General features: G+C 38.3%; 21 protein-coding genes and 1 pseudogene. 6 read left to right on the plus strand and 16 right to left on the minus strand.

Annotation, left to right across the window (positions count from 1 at the left end):
- Window positions 1-429: 429 nt before the first annotated feature.
- Window positions 430-1,023 (minus strand): hypothetical protein, encoded by a 594-nt coding sequence (locus J582_RS12025; RefSeq protein ID WP_031981976.1) that lies wholly within the window; start codon window positions 1,021-1,023, stop codon window positions 430-432.
- A 171-nt stretch (window positions 1,024-1,194) separates the two neighbouring features.
- Between J582_RS12025 and J582_RS27485 the strand changes: the two genes are divergently transcribed.
- Complete coding sequence (locus tag J582_RS27485; protein WP_031981977.1) at window positions 1,195-1,320, plus strand: KGW motif small protein; 126 nt, start codon at window positions 1,195-1,197, stop codon at window positions 1,318-1,320.
- 68 nt (window positions 1,321-1,388) lie between these two features.
- The gene (locus J582_RS12035) at window positions 1,389-1,706 is read left to right on the plus strand and encodes an NIF3 1 (RefSeq protein WP_004707506.1); all 318 of its coding nucleotides are present in this window, start codon (window positions 1,389-1,391) and stop codon (window positions 1,704-1,706) included.
- Here J582_RS12035 and J582_RS12040 read toward each other — a convergent pair.
- A complete protein-coding gene (locus J582_RS12040) occupies window positions 1,703-2,503 on the minus strand; it encodes an enoyl-CoA hydratase-related protein (protein ID WP_022575272.1) in 801 nt (266 codons plus the stop codon). The genes J582_RS12035 and J582_RS12040 overlap by 4 nt on opposite strands.
- 109 nt (window positions 2,504-2,612) lie before the next feature.
- Between J582_RS12040 and J582_RS12045 the strand changes: the two genes are divergently transcribed.
- Window positions 2,613-3,188: a nicotinate-nicotinamide nucleotide adenylyltransferase gene (locus J582_RS12045; RefSeq protein WP_081404847.1), complete on the plus strand. Its 576-nt coding sequence runs from the start codon at window positions 2,613-2,615 to the stop codon at window positions 3,186-3,188.
- Window positions 3,189-3,199: 11 nt separating this feature from the next.
- On the opposite strand, the gene J582_RS12050 is transcribed toward J582_RS12045, so the two are convergent.
- The 8 genes from J582_RS12050 to dapD all read right to left on the minus strand — a co-directional run bounded on the left by J582_RS12050 (window position 3,200) and on the right by dapD (window position 8,274).
- Window positions 3,200-3,562, minus strand: coding sequence for a glyoxalase superfamily protein (locus J582_RS12050; RefSeq protein WP_004707511.1), 363 nt, complete (start codon window positions 3,560-3,562; stop codon window positions 3,200-3,202).
- 11 nt (window positions 3,563-3,573) lie between these two features.
- A complete protein-coding gene (locus J582_RS12055; RefSeq protein WP_031981980.1) occupies window positions 3,574-4,143 on the minus strand; it encodes a CAP domain-containing protein in 570 nt (189 codons plus the stop codon).
- 121 nt (window positions 4,144-4,264) lie between these two features.
- On the minus strand, window positions 4,265-4,726 hold the full coding sequence (locus J582_RS12060) for a peroxiredoxin (RefSeq protein ID WP_031981981.1): 462 nt from the start codon (window positions 4,724-4,726) through the stop codon (window positions 4,265-4,267).
- 17 nt (window positions 4,727-4,743) lie between these two features.
- Window positions 4,744-5,430, minus strand: coding sequence for a diphthine--ammonia ligase (locus J582_RS12065; protein ID WP_031981983.1), 687 nt, complete (start codon window positions 5,428-5,430; stop codon window positions 4,744-4,746).
- Between the two features lie 91 nt (window positions 5,431-5,521).
- Window positions 5,522-5,938, minus strand: a complete 417-nt coding sequence (locus tag J582_RS12070; protein ID WP_002052853.1) for a hypothetical protein — start codon at window positions 5,936-5,938, stop codon at window positions 5,522-5,524.
- A 13-nt stretch (window positions 5,939-5,951) separates the two neighbouring features.
- On the minus strand, window positions 5,952-6,623 hold the full coding sequence (queC, locus tag J582_RS12075; protein ID WP_001247780.1) for a 7-cyano-7-deazaguanine synthase QueC: 672 nt from the start codon (window positions 6,621-6,623) through the stop codon (window positions 5,952-5,954).
- 40 nt (window positions 6,624-6,663) lie between these two features.
- Entirely contained in the window at window positions 6,664-7,374 is a 711-nt protein-coding gene (gene queE, locus J582_RS12080; protein ID WP_002052669.1) for a 7-carboxy-7-deazaguanine synthase QueE, read from the minus strand.
- Window positions 7,375-7,452: 78 nt separating this feature from the next.
- Window positions 7,453-8,274, minus strand: a complete 822-nt coding sequence (gene dapD / locus J582_RS12085) for a 2,3,4,5-tetrahydropyridine-2,6-dicarboxylate N-succinyltransferase (RefSeq protein ID WP_002052807.1) — start codon at window positions 8,272-8,274, stop codon at window positions 7,453-7,455.
- Between the two features lie 285 nt (window positions 8,275-8,559).
- Between dapD and carO the strand changes: the two genes are divergently transcribed.
- The gene (gene carO / locus J582_RS12090) at window positions 8,560-9,300 is read left to right on the plus strand and encodes an ornithine uptake porin CarO type 3 (protein WP_016805510.1); all 741 of its coding nucleotides are present in this window, start codon (window positions 8,560-8,562) and stop codon (window positions 9,298-9,300) included.
- Between the two features lie 87 nt (window positions 9,301-9,387).
- On the opposite strand, the gene J582_RS12095 is transcribed toward carO, so the two are convergent.
- From J582_RS12095 to J582_RS12120, 6 genes are all read right to left on the minus strand, one after another.
- Window positions 9,388-10,311: a CysB family HTH-type transcriptional regulator gene (locus tag J582_RS12095; protein WP_002052645.1), complete on the minus strand. Its 924-nt coding sequence runs from the start codon at window positions 10,309-10,311 to the stop codon at window positions 9,388-9,390.
- A 71-nt stretch (window positions 10,312-10,382) separates the two neighbouring features.
- Entirely contained in the window at window positions 10,383-11,444 is a 1,062-nt protein-coding gene (locus tag J582_RS12100) for a sulfate/molybdate ABC transporter ATP-binding protein (RefSeq protein WP_002052588.1), read from the minus strand.
- A gap of 11 nt (window positions 11,445-11,455) precedes the next feature.
- Window positions 11,456-12,340 carry a sulfate ABC transporter permease subunit CysW gene (cysW, locus tag J582_RS12105; protein ID WP_002052783.1) on the minus strand — a complete coding sequence of 295 codons (885 nt, stop codon included), beginning with the start codon at window positions 12,338-12,340 and terminating at the stop codon, window positions 11,456-11,458.
- A complete protein-coding gene (cysT, locus tag J582_RS12110) occupies window positions 12,337-13,170 on the minus strand; it encodes a sulfate ABC transporter permease subunit CysT (RefSeq protein ID WP_004707527.1) in 834 nt (277 codons plus the stop codon). Before cysT ends, cysW begins: the two co-directional genes overlap by 4 nt.
- Before the next feature lie 80 nt (window positions 13,171-13,250).
- Complete coding sequence (locus J582_RS12115; RefSeq protein WP_016804963.1) at window positions 13,251-13,859, minus strand: RBBP9/YdeN family alpha/beta hydrolase; 609 nt, start codon at window positions 13,857-13,859, stop codon at window positions 13,251-13,253.
- Between the two features lie 30 nt (window positions 13,860-13,889).
- Window positions 13,890-14,897, minus strand: a complete 1,008-nt coding sequence (locus J582_RS12120) for a sulfate ABC transporter substrate-binding protein (RefSeq protein WP_002052521.1) — start codon at window positions 14,895-14,897, stop codon at window positions 13,890-13,892.
- 263 nt (window positions 14,898-15,160) lie between these two features.
- On the opposite strand from J582_RS12120, the gene pabC reads away from it, so the two are divergent.
- On the plus strand, window positions 15,161-15,973 hold the full coding sequence (gene pabC, locus J582_RS12125; RefSeq protein ID WP_031981986.1) for an aminodeoxychorismate lyase: 813 nt from the start codon (window positions 15,161-15,163) through the stop codon (window positions 15,971-15,973).
- A 1-nt stretch (window position 15,974) separates the two neighbouring features.
- Window positions 15,975-16,294: pseudogene (locus tag J582_RS12130) on the plus strand (endolytic transglycosylase MltG); the annotation flags it as partial.

Genomic DNA, 16,294 nt, shown 5'->3' on the forward strand with positions numbered 1-16,294 from the left:
GGTGAGTTTACCTTAACATTTGATCTATTAAATCGTAACTCTTTCATAAATGATGAATTTTAAAGAAAGTAAATAATAAATTTTCGAGCTATCTAGATGATTATTTAGCAATTCATAAGAAAAAAAGAGAGGATTTAATTGAGGCTGTCATAAAAATTGCATTTGATAAAGATTATAAAATATCAGCAGATATTTTATATGGTGATTATTTCCAAGTTAGAGTAATTCTTGTTGATTCATATATAAGAACTTTTTTCTAGATACAATGATGGGTATTGTGTGGCTCATACTCATTGGATAAAGCAAAGAAACTATATAGATTCATTACCAATAGAAGATCATCCACTCATAGGGAATTATAACTTCTCATTAAATTTATCTCCAAAATCTTTAGAGATTACAGATGTATTATTTAATATTCCTAAAGTTCTATAATCCATCAGCTCGTGGTGATAGCCAATCTTTATACTTATTTATTAACTCATTCCTCTTGGCGTCATTAAAGATAATAAAATCAATGCCCCCATCATATGGAGCAATAATTATATTTTGCTCAAAAGAAATCATAAAGGCTCGAACCTCATCGTCGGCGATCTTTTTTAATAAATCATTGTGTTCATTTTTTTTCCAAATTTCATTGATGGAATACGGTCTATAGAAATGATCTTCTTCGTCATCATCATAATATTCGGGATTAGCTTGTGTTAGATTTATTTCTTTTTCTGGATGAAATTCGTATTTGAGCCTCAAAGTTGGATCATATATTTTATTATTATCGCTTTGACTGAAATAATGACCGGTAACAATAAAAATAGAAGCATTAGAATCGAAACAGTCATCAATAATTTGATTATGACGATTTAATAATAATTCATATTCTGCAGGTGTATCTGCATATCTTTTTGATTCTGGAAGGCTATGAATTCGGAACCAAAATTGTGAAAAATATTGTCGAAAACAATGTGAAATTGGAAGTTTATTAGGATAAAAAAACTTCCATTGATTTATGAATGAATTAGTCATTTTTCTTTTGGCCTAAATATTTATTAACATGTTATTTGATAAGTTACACAAAAAACAATTTAATAAGAAAAATATTTCGATGGGTAAGGTAAATTTATATTAAATTATACTTTAAGGAAGTTGGTTCAATTTTTGCTTTCTCTGTAACAACGATAAAAATCGGAGATCAAAATGATGAAAAACAAAAATCATATGGGAACAATGTCTACAAAGGACAGAGGCTGGCGCTTATTTGGCTTAGCACTTGCTATTCAAATTCTTTTTATTGGAGCAAATTATTTGGCACTGATGAGCTGACTTTGATTTAGAAGCTTTTTTAACGGTATGATTTAAAGCAAGTTTACTAGTTTTGAGTCATTCTATTCATGTTAAAGCTGATTTATTACGTACCTGAGTCACATCTTGAGTCGACTAAAGAGTCTATATTTGCGGCTGGAGCAGGGGGGATAGGGAACTATGAACAATGTGCTTGGCAAGTTAAAGGAATAGGGCAATTCAAGCCAGTTAAAGGAGCTGATCCTTATATTGGAGAGCTAGGTGAACTTGAGCAAGTTGACGAATGGCGTGTTGAAACGATTGTGCTTGAAGAAAAGGCAAATGCAGTGGCAAAAGCATTAAAGGCAAGCCATCCTTACGAAGAGCCTGCCTTTGAGTTTATTCAAATCATAGAAGTTGATTTTTAATTAAACTGTGAAAAGTCTGGTTTACGTTTTTGCATAAATGCCTGCACAGCTTCTAGCATTTCTGGTGATTGAACGCGTTGCATAAAGATTTCTGCTTCATGGTCAATACATTCAATAATCTGATCTAAATCATGTTTCATTAATGCTTTGGTTTGTTTTAATGAAGCAAGTGGTAAAGCTGTTAAGTGTTGAGCAGTTGCCTGAGCAATTGAATAAGCATCTTCAACGATTTCATTCACTAAGCCAGCTTGTAGAGCAGTTTCTGCATTGAACTTTTTCGCAGTAAACAGTAGTTCAGCTGCTTTGTGATAACCGGCTTGTTTAACTAATAATTGACTTGCACCACCTTCAGGAGAAAGCCCAAGGCTAACAAAAGGAATTTGGAAGAGGGCCGTATTGTCGGCAAAAACGAGGTCTGCCTGTAATAAAATCGTAACGCCAATACCAATTGCAACGCCTTTTACTGCAATAATAAGCGGCTTTGATAATCTGGCAGCAGATTTAAGGAGTACAAATGGAGGAACTTGACCTGCAGGGCCAGCATTCGGACTTTGTACAAAACCCATGAAGTCTTTCATGTCATTACCAGCGGTAAAGTCATGTTCGGCACCACGTAGAACGACTACTCGTACATCTTTATTTCGGTCAGCTTCATCAAGTGCTTTGGCAATCCATAAATAAAGTTCGCCATATAATGCATTTTTTGCTTCTGGGCGATTTATGGCTAAGGTGAGTACGCCACCTTCTAAATTTGCTTGTAAATGTTGATGAGGTTGTTGAATACAGCTAAGTGTCATCGTACTATCCTTGCTTTAAACCACGTTGTTGATTTTTAGGTTCTCATTATGGCGCATATTTTTTGTAATAAGCGTAACTGGTGAGTTCATAAAAAGTGAAAAACTCATTATGTATACATTTGATTATCTCGTTTTTATAGGTCGTTTTCAGCCATTTCACTTGGCACATATGCAAACGATCGAAATCGCGCTACAACAAAGCCGTTATGTGATTTTGGCATTAGGTTCCGCCCAAATGGAACGTAATATTAAAAATCCGTTTCTCGCGATTGAACGAGAGCAAATGATTTTATCTAATTTTTCATTAGATGAGCAAAAGCGTATTCAATTTGTGCATGTTGTTGATGTTTATAATGATGAGAAGTGGGTAAAACAAGTCAAATCACTGGTAAATGGCGTGATAGAGCCGAACTCGAAAGTTGGTTTAATTGGTCACTTTAAAGATGAATCATCTTATTATTTAAGATTATTTCCCGAATGGGTAATGGTGGAGCTGGATAGTTTAAAAGACTCTATTTCAGCAACACCAATGCGTGAGGCGTATTATCGTGGTGAAATCCAAACGGAATTTTTTCCTGTTGGAACTATTCAATTTTTAGATGAATTTAAAAAAACACGTACTTACCAAAAACTTCAACAACGTTTTGAGCAAGATGACCGCTCTAACTTAGATGAAATTGAGTAATTAAATATAGATTAAGCATCTGCCCAAAAGATAATTCGGTTGGAAAAAGGATCGGTAATACTGAGTTCTAGCGTTTCCCAATCTGTTTTTTCAACCTGAGGTTTAGAAAATTTATAATCTTTTTGACTGAGTTCACTATGTAACTCATAAATATGTTCCCAATAAATACGGATTGCGCTGTGCGGACTTGCATCTCCAAAATGTTCAGATAAATGAATGATGCAATCATCTTTTGAAATCTGTAAATACAGCGGAAAGTTATCTTCAAACTGGTGTTGCCAGTCGAGCTGAAAGCCTAAAAACTCAAGGTAAAATGATTGAGCTAAATCAACATCAAAAATTCTTAAAATTGGTGTAATAGAACCTGATTGCATCATTTTTCCTTTTAACGTGTACCAAATTGTTGAGTCCAATAGCTCTTTTGTTTACCTGTTTTGTCAGAAGCACAAGCAATTGCGTAAGTTGTGAATTTTGGATTCATTAAATTGCTACAGTGTAGGGGACTCGATAGCCATTTAGACATTACCTCATTTAAAGTTTTCTGCCCGCTCGCGACATTTTCACCGTTGGCGTTACTAAGCGTATTGTAAAGTTTTAATCGTGACTTTAAATCGAGGCCAGTCGAGCCAACATGCCCAAGAAAGTTATGTGCCGCCATATCTTCACTATGAGAAAGTGCGCCTTTATATAAATTATTATTCCAACTCAGCGGCGTGGTTGCGGAAAAATACTGCGGACCACATTGGCGTGATTGCTGGCGTATTTGATTGATTGTACTAAGAATAGCTTTTTGGTAGGCATGGTTTTGTAAATCTTGGCAGCTTATTTCTATAGATGATTTTTGAACTTGTGGTGTAGAAGAGCTCAGTGTAGGAGGTGTACTTGATGAGTTAACTGAGCACGCAGCAGTAATAAGGCTACAAGGCAATAAAGTACAAACTTTTAGTAGATTCATAGCTATGCCATTATTCGAATTATTTTAACATTTTTATCATACGCCAAATTAAAATGACTGAGCAATTTATGTGCGTGTAAAAAAGCGAGTATTCAACTCGCTTTTTTGTTGCTCAAGCTTATTAAGCCGTTTGTAATGCTTTTAAGTCTTCTAAAACTTGTTCTGCATGGCCAGCAGCTTTTACTTTACGGTAGCTTTTAACTAAAGTTTTGTTATGGAAAATAAAAGTAGAGCGCTCGATACCCATTACTTTTTTTCCATACATATTCTTTTCTTTAATGACATCAAAGTGATTACAAAGCACTTCTTCTCTATCACTAATTAAATCAATAGTTAGAGCCTGTTTTTCTGTAAAGTTTTGGTGGGCTTTTACTGAGTCACGTGATACTCCAAAAATACGAGTACCCAAAGCATCAAACTGATCTTTTAAACAAGAAAAACCGACAGCTTGTGTGGTGCAACCAGGAGTTGAGTCTTTAGGGTAGAAGTAAATAATCAGCCATTCATTATCGATTTCAGCCAAATTCACTTCGCCGTGTGTAGTTGGGAAAACCTGATTTGGCAGTTGAATATTTTCAGACATTTCTTATCCTTTAAAAGTTAAATTCGATCTAATTCAAGTGGTAGAAAAGCATATTCTTCATGATAAACAATATCGAGTTTTCTTACAGGAATAGCTTTGTTAAAAATTGGGCCGTCAATGACAGTGGTATGGAATTCGCCGCCCTCACCACATGGATCAATTCCGCGGTTTTCAAGTTCCTGTATATACTCTAGCGATAACACTTGACCTAAATCTTCTACCTTCATCCCGAGTTTAAGGTTTACGGTCACAATGATGCTCTGAAATCCAAGTTGAATAAACTCTTCAACAACTTCACGGTGAGGACGTAGCCAAAGTGGCATGCCTAGTTTAAGTCCAACCATTTGAGTGACGCGATCATGCCAACAGCCATGTTCAGGCATATCTAAGTCACCTGTAACCAGTACTTCTGCACCTTTTTGTTTAGCTTCATTCAATAAGTTAATGAATTTACTTTCATAGTCATTCCAGCTAGATGAAGCCATAAACACGGGTAAGCCAATTGCTTTCGCTTGTGCTTGAATAATATCAAGTGGCATAGCATGGGAACGGGAGCGTTGGCCATGTTCTTCCAGCATAACGATTAAACCAATTACATTACCAGTTCGCATTGCATCATACAGTGCAAGAGAACTGTCTTTACCTCCACTAAAGGAGACAATTGACTGTCTGTGATGTGCGTTGGTTTTCCATTGTTCTTGCATGATTTATTTCGAATGATGAGGTCAGTGTCATTTTAACAGAGCTATAAAAAAAGCCTGCATAAATGCAGGCTTAATTTGGAGCAACAAAAGCTTATTTTTTAGGAGCTTGTTGTTGAGCTGCTTTCATCGCTTCTTCAGTTAATTTTTCAAGCTTAGTTGTTAACTGAGGACCGAAACATGCTTTAAGATCACGGTTTTGTTGTTGTACAAAAGCTAAAGAGCTTGGGCTTTTCTTCGCATTGATTGCGCTCTGGATTTCCCATTTTTGTGCTTCAGTCACTTTACCTTGTGCTTCCACTTGGCAGCTACAGAATTTGCTAACTTCAGCTGAGCTTAATTTACCGCCTTTTGCAGTTTGGTCTTTACAAACGTTGATTAATGCACCTTTAACGTTAGTGCTTTTATATGCTGCTTGAACTGGGTTATCAGCTGCATGAACTGACCCAGCCATAAGTGCAGCTGCTGAGAATAAAGATGAAAGAATAAGATTTGATTTTAACAACTTCATAAATTTTACCTACTTATTGCGGTATATAGCGTGTTGGATCGGTAACACCAGCATCGATAAAGCCTTCTTTACGCAAACGGCAACTGTCACACTTGCCACACGCACGTCCTTGAGCATCTGCTTGATAGCAAGATACCGTTTGACTATAGTCTACGCCATGTTCAATCCCTAAACGTATAATATTCGCTTTGGATAAATGTAACAGGGGTGTTTCAAATTTAAGTGGTTTTCCTTCAACGCCAGCTTTGGTTGCTAAACGAGCCATATTGGCAAAAGCATCAATAAATTCTGGGCGACAATCAGGATATCCTGAATAATCAACAGCATTGATACCAATAACAATCGCTTCAGCATTGAAAACTTCTGCTGCTGCTAAGGCATAAGAGAGGAAAATTGTGTTACGTGCTGGTACATAAGTTACAGGAATGCCTTCTTGTAATTGTTCTGGTACAGCAATGTTATGGTCTGTAAGTGCAGATCCACCTAAATTGGCTAAATCGATATTAATAACACGATGTTCAACGCCTGCGCGCTGCGCTAATGCTTTTGCTGCATCAAGTTCAGTGGTTGAGCGTTGACCATACATAAAACTAATAGCGATACATTCATAGCGCGCTTGTGCCCAAGCTAGGCAAGTGGTTGAGTCTAAGCCGCCTGAAAGTAAAACAATGGCACGAGGGCGCATATTTTTCTCCATATTCGGAATGATTTGTTTTATTGAATGACTAACGACCTGATTCATCGTTCCAGAGCAGTTTATGTAACTGTAGCTGGAAACGAACAGGCAGTTTATCGTCCAGTATCCACTGTGCCAGATCACGTGCTAAACGTGGTAGGCCAACAGCACCTTTTTCAACTGCAAAGGCAGGGGAGAACCAAACGGTGCTGACTTTGGTCTGCAGTTGATATTGTTCAACTTGTTGTTTTGACCACTCATAGTCTTCACGATTACAGATCACAAATTTGATTTGGTCATGTGAAGTTAGGTAGTCAAGATTACTGATGAGATTACGATGTTCTTCACCAGAAGTTGGTGTTTTTAAATCGAGAACTTTAGAAACACGTGGGTCTACTTTTGACACATCGAGCGCGCCACTGGTTTCCAAAGAAACGTCAAAACCCGCATCGCATAAACGTTGTAATAAAATTAAGCAATTTGGCTGTGCTAGAGGTTCGCCACCAGTCACACAAATATAAGGCGTTTGATATTTTTCAGCCGTTTCAATAATGTGCTCTAGTGATAAACGTTCACCTCCTTCAAAAGAATAGGTGGTATCACAATAACTACAACGTAAAGGGCAGCCCGTTAAGCGAATAAATACAGTCGGTAGACCAGAGGCATTTGCTTCACCCTGCAACGAGTAAAAAATCTCGGTAATGCGTAAACCAGACGCAGGGTCAGAGACAGGAATTGCAGAGGAACGTAAGGAAGCCATTCTAGAAATACCACACTATATAAAAAATAAAATCTCTACGATCAGTGTTGACCGTAGAGATGCTTGATCAAACTGAAATTAGTCAGCGCGTAACAAATCGTTCAAACTTGTTTTTGCACGTGTTTGCGCATCAACTTTTTTCACGATAATTGCAGCATATAAGCTGTATTTACCGTCAGCAGACGGGATGTTACCTGGTACAACAACTGAACCAGCAGGAACGCGGCCATAATGGATTTCGCCAGTTTCACGGTCATAAATTTTGGTTGATTGACCAATGAAAACGCCCATTGAAATGACTGAACCTTCTTCAACAATAACGCCTTCAACGATTTCAGAACGCGCACCGATAAAGCAGTTGTCTTCAATAATGGTTGGGTTAGCTTGTAATGGCTCTAAAACACCACCGATACCAACACCACCAGACAAGTGAACGTTTTTACCGATTTGAGCACATGAACCTACAGTTGCCCATGTATCAACCATTGTACCTTCATCTACATAAGCACCAATGTTGACATAAGATGGCATTAACACCACATTTTTAGCTTGGAAGCTACCACGACGAGCAACAGCAGGAGGTACAACACGAACACCAGCAGCTTTAAATTGCTCTTCAGTCCAACCAGAGAATTTAGTTTCAACTTTGTCGTAGAAACGAAGATCACATGACTCGATCGGTTTATTGTCATTTAGTTTAAATGATAATAAAACAGCTTTTTTTAACCATTGATGAACAACCCATTCACCATTGATTTTCTCTGCAACACGAAGTGTACCGTTATCTAATCCAGCAATTGCTTCTTCAACAGCTTGGCGAATTTCGCTTGAGCAATCTGCTGCAGTAAAGTTTGCGCGGTCTTCAAATGCTTGCTCAATGATCGTAGAAAGCTGAGACATGATCTTCCTTCCATAAAAAATTTTAAAGATTTTACACTAATTTGTGACAAGAATCTTTGAAAAAACGTGTTACGTTTAAAGTGAGAGTTAAAGTGGAAAAGCTTATTAGATAATCAAGTGTTTTTTACACAAAAATGATTTGAAAATAAAAATTTAACTCAATTTGTATCAAAAAATAACAGAAATCTAGCAGTTTTTGTATAAAAAAGAATCTATGCTCTTGAATATAATTTTTGTCACAAGCTGAATAAATTAAAAACAGAGCCTTTTCTTGAGGAGAAAACGATGAAAGTATTACGTGTTTTAGTGACAACTACAGCTTTACTTGCTGCTGGTGCTGCAATGGCAGATGAAGCTGTTGTTCATGACAGTTATGCATTCGATAAAAACCAATTAATTCCAGTAGGTGCTCGTGCTGAGGTAGGTACTACAGGTTACGGTGGCGCTTTATTATGGCAAGCAAATCCATATGTAGGTTTAGCATTGGGTTATAACGGTGGTGATATTTCTTGGTCTGATGATGTAAAAGTCAACGGTTCAACATATGACCTAGATATGGATAATAACAACGTTTATTTAAATGCTGAAATTCATCCATGGGGTGCAAGTACTAACCGTTGGGCTCAAGGTGTATACGTAGCTGCGGGTGCAGCATATCTTGATAATGACTATGACCTAAATCGTAATGTTGATGCTACACGTTCATTCCGCGTAAATAACCAAGACTTTATTGCGGGTGCTGATGGTGTGAAAATTAACGGTAAAATGTCATATAAAAATGATATTGCTCCTTACTTAGGTTTTGGTTTCGCGCCTAAAATTAATAAAAACTGGGGTGTATTCGGTGAGGTAGGTGCTTACTACACTGGTAACCCAACTGTAAAACTAGTTTCATCTGGTTCAGCAATTACAGGTGGCAGTCAGTCTCTTGAAGAAGCAGTGAATGCTGAAGCTCGTAAGATTGCTAACGATGACAAATACAAATGGTTACCAGTTGGTAAAGTTGGTGTGAACTTCTTCTGGTAATAATATTCTATAAAAAAACGAGCCTCGGCTCGTTTTTTTATAGATAAAAATAAAAGAGCTAAAAAGCTCTTTTATTTTTTGCAGTTCTTATTCATCTGGATAAGCAATTTTCTTCAACGCTTTAATGTCAGCATCAGGTGAGCATAAAGAAATAAACTCATAACCGTAACCGCGTAATAAGTGACCTTTGCGAACAGCAATCCATGTAGTATTAACACCAAAGATATCAGTTTTAATTTGCTTTAAACGATAGTCACGTTCCGCATCATAGGCAACATCGTTGACAATTCCGACGCCCATACCAAGTTCAACATAAGTTTTAATAACATCGGCATCAAGCGCAGACATTACGATATCTGCATCAATTTGAGCATCTTCAAATGCTTTATCAATTTTAGAGCGACCTGTAAAACCACCGTGATAAGTAATCAATGGATATTCAGATAAAGCATCAAGATCGATTTTATCGAGCTTTGCAAGTGGATGATCTTGCGGAGTAATAATACTGTGCTGCCACTGATAGTATGGAATACTTGCTAAGTTTTCTTCAGTTGTTAAAGACTCTGTCGCAATACCAATATCGGCTTCGCCTTGTAAAAGCATTTCTGCAATTTCGACAGGACTGGCTTGTTGCAAAATCAAATGGACTTTAGGGAACAGCTTTTTAAATTGATTGACAATTGGTGGTAGCACATAACGTGCTTGAGTATGCGTTGTCGCAATTGTTAAAGTACCTTCGTCCACTTTATTAAAGTCATCAGCAAGACGTTTAATATTTTCTGCATCTACAAGCATACGCTCCACAATGCTAAGTAGCGATTGGCCTGGTTCAGTTAAACCAAGTAAACGTTTACCTTTACGAACGAAAAGTTGTACACCTAACTCATCTTCTAAATCTTTAATATGTTTACTTACACCTGATTGAGAGGTATATAACGCGGCAGATGCTTCCGTTAAATTAAAGTTTTGGCGTACTGTTTCTCGGATAATTCTTAATTGTTGAAAGTTCATTTACACTTTTCCTCGAAAGAGGTGAGGAACGGCTTTAAATTCCGCGAGATGGCTCCTCACCAAATAATTCCTTAAGCAACTTGATCTGCAAATAGGTGAAGTTGAGATGCACTCACCCAAACAGTTTGATTCGGTTTAAATGCATGTTGTTTTGCAGCTTCACTGCTCAAAGCAATCTCAATTAAACGTCCATTACGATCTTGTAATTCCGCCACTACTTTTCCAGCAATCCAGACTTCACGTACAAAAGTTGCTTCAATTGTATTTGCTTGTGGTTGCGAATGAATATGTAACTCATCCGGACGGGCAAAAGCAATCACTTTTCCTTGCGGTGCCTGAACTGTAGTCGGTAATTCGATACGATCATTGCCAATACGGATAATACCGCCAGCATGTTCGCCTTCAAAACGGTTTGCTTGACCTAAGAAATCAAATACGAATGGTGTGGCAGGTTTTTCGTAAACTTCACGCGGCGAACCAATTTGTTCGACGTTACCTTTATTCATCACAATAATTTGATCAGCTACCTCAAGTGCTTCTTCTTGATCATGGGTTACGAAAATTGAAGTGATATGTAATTCGTCATGCAAGTTACGTAACCAGCGGCGTAGTTCTTTACGGACTTTGGCATCAAGTGCGCCAAATGGTTCATCAAGCAATAGCACACGAGGCTCTACAGCGAGTGCTCGCGCTAAGGCAATACGTTGACGTTGACCACCAGAAAGCTGAGCAGGGTAGCGGTCTGCTAAAAAGCCCAGTTGAACTAGGTCAAGCAGACGAGTAACACGTTTTTTAATCTCAGCTTCCGAAGGACGTGTCGCACGAGGGCGAACACGTAAACCAAAAGCAATATTGTCAAATACAGTCATATGACGGAATAAAGCATAGTGCTGAAATACAAAGCCAACTTGACGTTCGCGAACATGGACATTGGTTGCATCTTCGCCTTCAAGTAACACTTGACCGCCATCGGCTGACTCTAAACCAGCAATAATACGCAGTAGTGTGGTTTTACCGCAGCCAGATGGTCCGAGTAGCGCAACCAGTTCGCCCTCTGGAAAATCTAGGGAAATATTTTTAAGCGCATGGAATGCACCAAAGTGTTTTTCAATATTCTTAACTTGAATACTCATGATTTCATTCCTTACGAATCAGTTGAATGCGGTTCTGGTTTGTCTTGATGCAGTTCTAACCAAGTTTTCAATACCAGTGTTAATAAGGCTAAGAAAGCAAGTAATGAGGACACGGCAAAGGCTGCACTAAAGGTGTACTCGTTATATAAAATTTCAACATGAAGTGGCAGGGTATTGGTTTCACCACGGATGTGGCCAGAAACTACCGATACTGCACCGAACTCACCCATTGCACGCGCGTTACATAAAATCACGCCGTAAATTAAACCCCACTTAATGTTAGGCAGAGTGACTTTCCAAAAGGTTTGCCAGCCTGAGGCACCAAGTACAATCGCGGCTTCTTCTTCTTCTGTTCCTTGAGCTTCCATGAGTGGAATTAATTCACGTGCAACAAAGGGAACGGTAATAAAGATGGTCGCTAAAACAATTCCGGGCACCGCATATAAAATCTTAATGTCATGGTCCATTAACCAGCCGCCTAACCAACCTTGAGCACCAAAAATCAGTACAATCATTAAACCTGCAATAACAGGTGAAACTGAAAAAGGCATATCAATAATAGTGGTTAAAATCGCTTTGCCTTTAAACTGGAACTTGGAAACAGCCCATGCAGCGGCAACACCAAATATCACGTTAATCGGTACGGCAATCGCTGCGGTGAGTAATGTTAATTTCACCGCTGACAACGTATCTGGATCAATTAAAGCCTGAACATAGACTTCAAGGCCTTGTTTAAACGCTTCAACAAAAACCAGAATAAGAGGCAGCATGAGGCAACTAAGAAAGAAAATCAGTGCAACTGTAATCAGCGTATAACGAACCCAAGTCGGTTCACGAGTTGCATCACGAGACTGTAGCTTCAAAGCAAGTGCATTGCTGTCGGTATGTAGGTTCATGTGATATTTCTCCCAGTACGACGGTTTGCCCATGCTTGAAGTAAGTTAATGACAAATAAAATAATGAAAGAGAGAACTAACATAACCGCAGCAATAGTCGTTGCACCTGCATAGTCATATTCTTCAAGACGAGAAATGATCATGAGCGGGGCAATTTCTGTTTTAAACGGCTGGTTACCTGCGATGAAAATTACAGAACCATATTCACCCACGCCACGGGCAAATGCTAAAGCAAAGCCTGTAAATAGTGCAGGTAGTAATATTGGTAAAATAATTTTAGTAATGGTCTGCCAGCGATTTGCCCCAAGTGCAGAAGCAGCCTCTTCAAGCTCAGTTTCGATATCGCTTAGTACGGGTTGAACAGTCCGAACAATAAAAGGAATACCAATAAATACTAAAGCTAGCGTAATCCCGATAGGTGTATAAGCAACATGAATACCGAGTGGTTCTAAATATTGACCAATCCAGCCAGTAGGTGCATAAAGCGAAGTAAGCGCAATACCTGCAACTGCTGTTGGAAGTGCAAAAGGTAAGTCTACTAAAGCATCAACCAGACGTTTTCCGGGAAAGTTATAACGGACAAGGCACCAAGCTAAAAGTAGTCCGAAAACAACATTAATAAACGCCGCAATTAAAGCTGAACTAAAGCTGAGTTGAAGTGATTTTAAAATACGTTCAGAGGTTAAAATTTCCCATAGTCCGTCCCATCCGATTCCAAATGATTTGATAAAGACTGCGGCTAATGGAATAAGCACAATAAAAGAAACGTAGGCGAGGGTGAAGCCCAATGATAGACCAAACCCAGGCAGCACTCGGGATCGCTGCGACATGATATTTCCTCAAAGAGAAAAGCCTGCTGAAACCAGTAAGCGAATAAATAAAGATAAACGGCGCGGTATAAAGCTGGGTATTAAGCAAATTTCAAAGAGAAATGTGTCTTTACCGGATCAATAGATGAGTGGCTACACATCGAGTCTTCAGGAAGTAGATAGTTCAGTAAGTCAGGGAATGGGCCAAAACCAGAAGCAACATTAATATGACCGACTTGCCCAAGATTAATTGGGTTTAATTGCCAAGCTTTAGCAAGTTGTAAAGCATCAAAAAAATCTAACCAAGGATCATTTTCACTAATCAGTAGTGTTGTAGGCACATTAATTTTTAACTGATGAAAATAATCTTTGTAGTCAGTCAAGCTATGGCGGGCAAAGCCTGCTTCACCAAAACGTGCTGGATTTGCAGGAGCAACCAAAATTAGTTTTTTAACTTGAACTTGTAACTCAGGGTGCTCAGCCAAAGCAGCAACACTTGTTAAGCAACCGAAACTATGCGCAACAATTTGTACTGGTGCTTGTACTGCTTGAACTGTTTTAACGAATTGCTCAATCCATTCACTTAATACGGGTCTATCCCAGTTTTTTTGCTCAACACGAGAACTAGACACGAGTTGACGCTGCAACCAAGATTGCCAATGTTGATGTTCACTTCCACCTACACCTGGAACAATTACAGAGTGAGTCATGTCTGTTCTCCTTATCGTTAGTACAAAGAATTACTTCTCTGCACTATTGATTTTCACGATTTGATCGAAAACACCACCATTATCAAAGTGTTGTTTTTGCACTTTTGTCCAACCACCAAACTCTTTATCAATTGTTACGAGTTTCAATGGTTTAAATACATTGCTGTATTTTTTGAGTACGGCTGCATTACGAGGGCGGTAGAAGTTACGTGCTGCAATTTCTTGGCCAGCAGGTGAGTACAAGTAGTTGAGGTAACCTTTCGCGATGGTGAGGTTGCCTTTTTTAGCAGCGTTTTTCTCAACAACAGCAACTGGTGGTTCAGCTAAAATCGAAAGAGACGGGGTAATAATTTCAAATTTGCCCGGTTGTTCGCGAACAGCTAAGTGAGCTTCATTTTCCCAAGCAAGTAATACGTCACCAATGCCACGTTCAGCAAAAGTCGTGGTTGCACCGCGTGCACCCGAATCTAGAACTTTAGTGTGCTTATAAATTTGGCGGACATACTCTTGTGCTTTCGCATCGTTACCACCTGGTTGATGTTTTGCCCAAGCCCAAGCTGCAAGGTAGTTCCAGCGAGCACCGCCAGAAGTTTTCGGGTTTGGTGTAATAATTTCTACACCTGGTTTGATTAAGTCACCCCAGTCTTTAATTTGTTTAGGGTTACCCTTACGTACCAAAAACACGATTGTTGATGTGTATGGAGTAGAGTTTTGTGGCAATTTCTTCTGCCAATCAGTTGGAAGTAATTTTGCTTTTTCAGCAATTTCGTCAATATCAGCTGCAAGTGCTAATGTCACAACGTCAGCATTTAAGCCATCAATTACTGCACGAGCCTGTTTACCAGAACCGCCGTGTGATTGCTTAAACTGAATATCTTGACCAGTACGCTGCTTCCAGTAAGTACCAAACTGTTTATTAAAGTCTGTATATAACTCACGAGTAGGATCGTAAGAAACGTTTAAAAACTCTTGCGCTGCAAATGATGAAACAGAAAGAAGCGCAGCAATAACCCCAACTTTTAATTGAGAAAAACGCATGAGATAACCCCTCAAAAATACGAAATGTTCAAAACATGAACGCAGAATAGCGCTAGTCTTTATTCTAAAAAAATAATAAAAAACGAATTTAATATGAAAAAAATAGAAATAATAAAAATGGATAAACTATTCTTAAATCTTGATATATAACAAGTTTCAAAAGTATAAACTAAATCGGTATAATTTTTAAAAATCAGTCGTTTATTAATTAAATGAATGGTGTTGTATTGTTGAGTGGTTTTTAAATAAAGGACGGATTAAACATGTGGTGTTTTAAAAATGGACAACCTGTTGAAACCATTCCGTTACTGGACCGAGCATTTCATTATGGAGATGGTTGCTTTAGCACAATTCGTGTTTTTCAGAATGAGATAGAGCTTAAAGCTCGTCACTGGGAACGTCTAAAACTTGCTTGTCAAAAACTAGCTTTAATTGCAAATTTTGAATTAATTGAACAGAGTTTGCAGCATTTATACCAACAAAACCTTGTACTCAACGGTACTTTAAAAATTGTGATTAGCCGCGGTGAAGGTGACCGTGGTTATAGTTTGCCAAAGCATGAAGCAGATATTTATATCTGGTTTTATCCAAAAGCACTGGAGCAATTCCAACCCGACTTTATACAGTGCGGGGTTTTAAATCAGGCCTTGGGTTTAACCATGCCGAGTCTAGTTGGACTTAAATCTTTAAACCGTCTGGAACAGGTACTGCTAAAAAAAGAAGCAGATCAACAAGGATGGTCAGAAGCATTAGTATCTGATGTACAAGGTTATATTGTTGAAGGGGTAAGCAGTAATTGTTTTATTCGTTTAAATGATAGATGGATTACACCGGAACTTCGCTATAATGGCGTCCACGGTGTGATGCGTGCAGAAATTTTGGCACGTATGCAGCACCATGGAATTGCCTGCGAAGTCAGAATAATTGAATTAGATGAAGTGCCACAAATACAGAGTCTATTCTTTTGTAATGCTTTACATCCAATGCGAGTGGTTACTCAAATCGGTGAACAAACTCTAGATTCACAGGCGTGCCTAAATTTATTTCATAATCTTAACTTGAATCAGATTCATTAATATGCCGAAGCCACCTGTGAACGCGAAAGCAAAAAATGCTAAAAAAAAGGGCAAGAAAACAGCATCTCATTTTCCTAAAAAGTTGGTGCTGATTGGCTTTTTTATCGTTTTAATTTCTATTTTTGCTATTTTGTGGTCAAGTTTATTTAAAGCTTATCCTGTTGAAGGGAAAAAGCAGATGCTATCGATCACATCAGGTGAGACCTATTCTGGTTTTATTGATCGTTTAGCCAAAGAAAATAAAATCCATTTCCCAATTGTACTTAAGCTTTATCAAAAGTTTATGATTCATGACAGCATGAAAGCTGGTGTGTATGAAAT

Origin of the sequence: Acinetobacter sp. 1566109, from assembly GCF_000582255.1 — a bacterium.
Classification (GTDB): domain Bacteria; phylum Pseudomonadota; class Gammaproteobacteria; order Pseudomonadales; family Moraxellaceae; genus Acinetobacter; species Acinetobacter nosocomialis.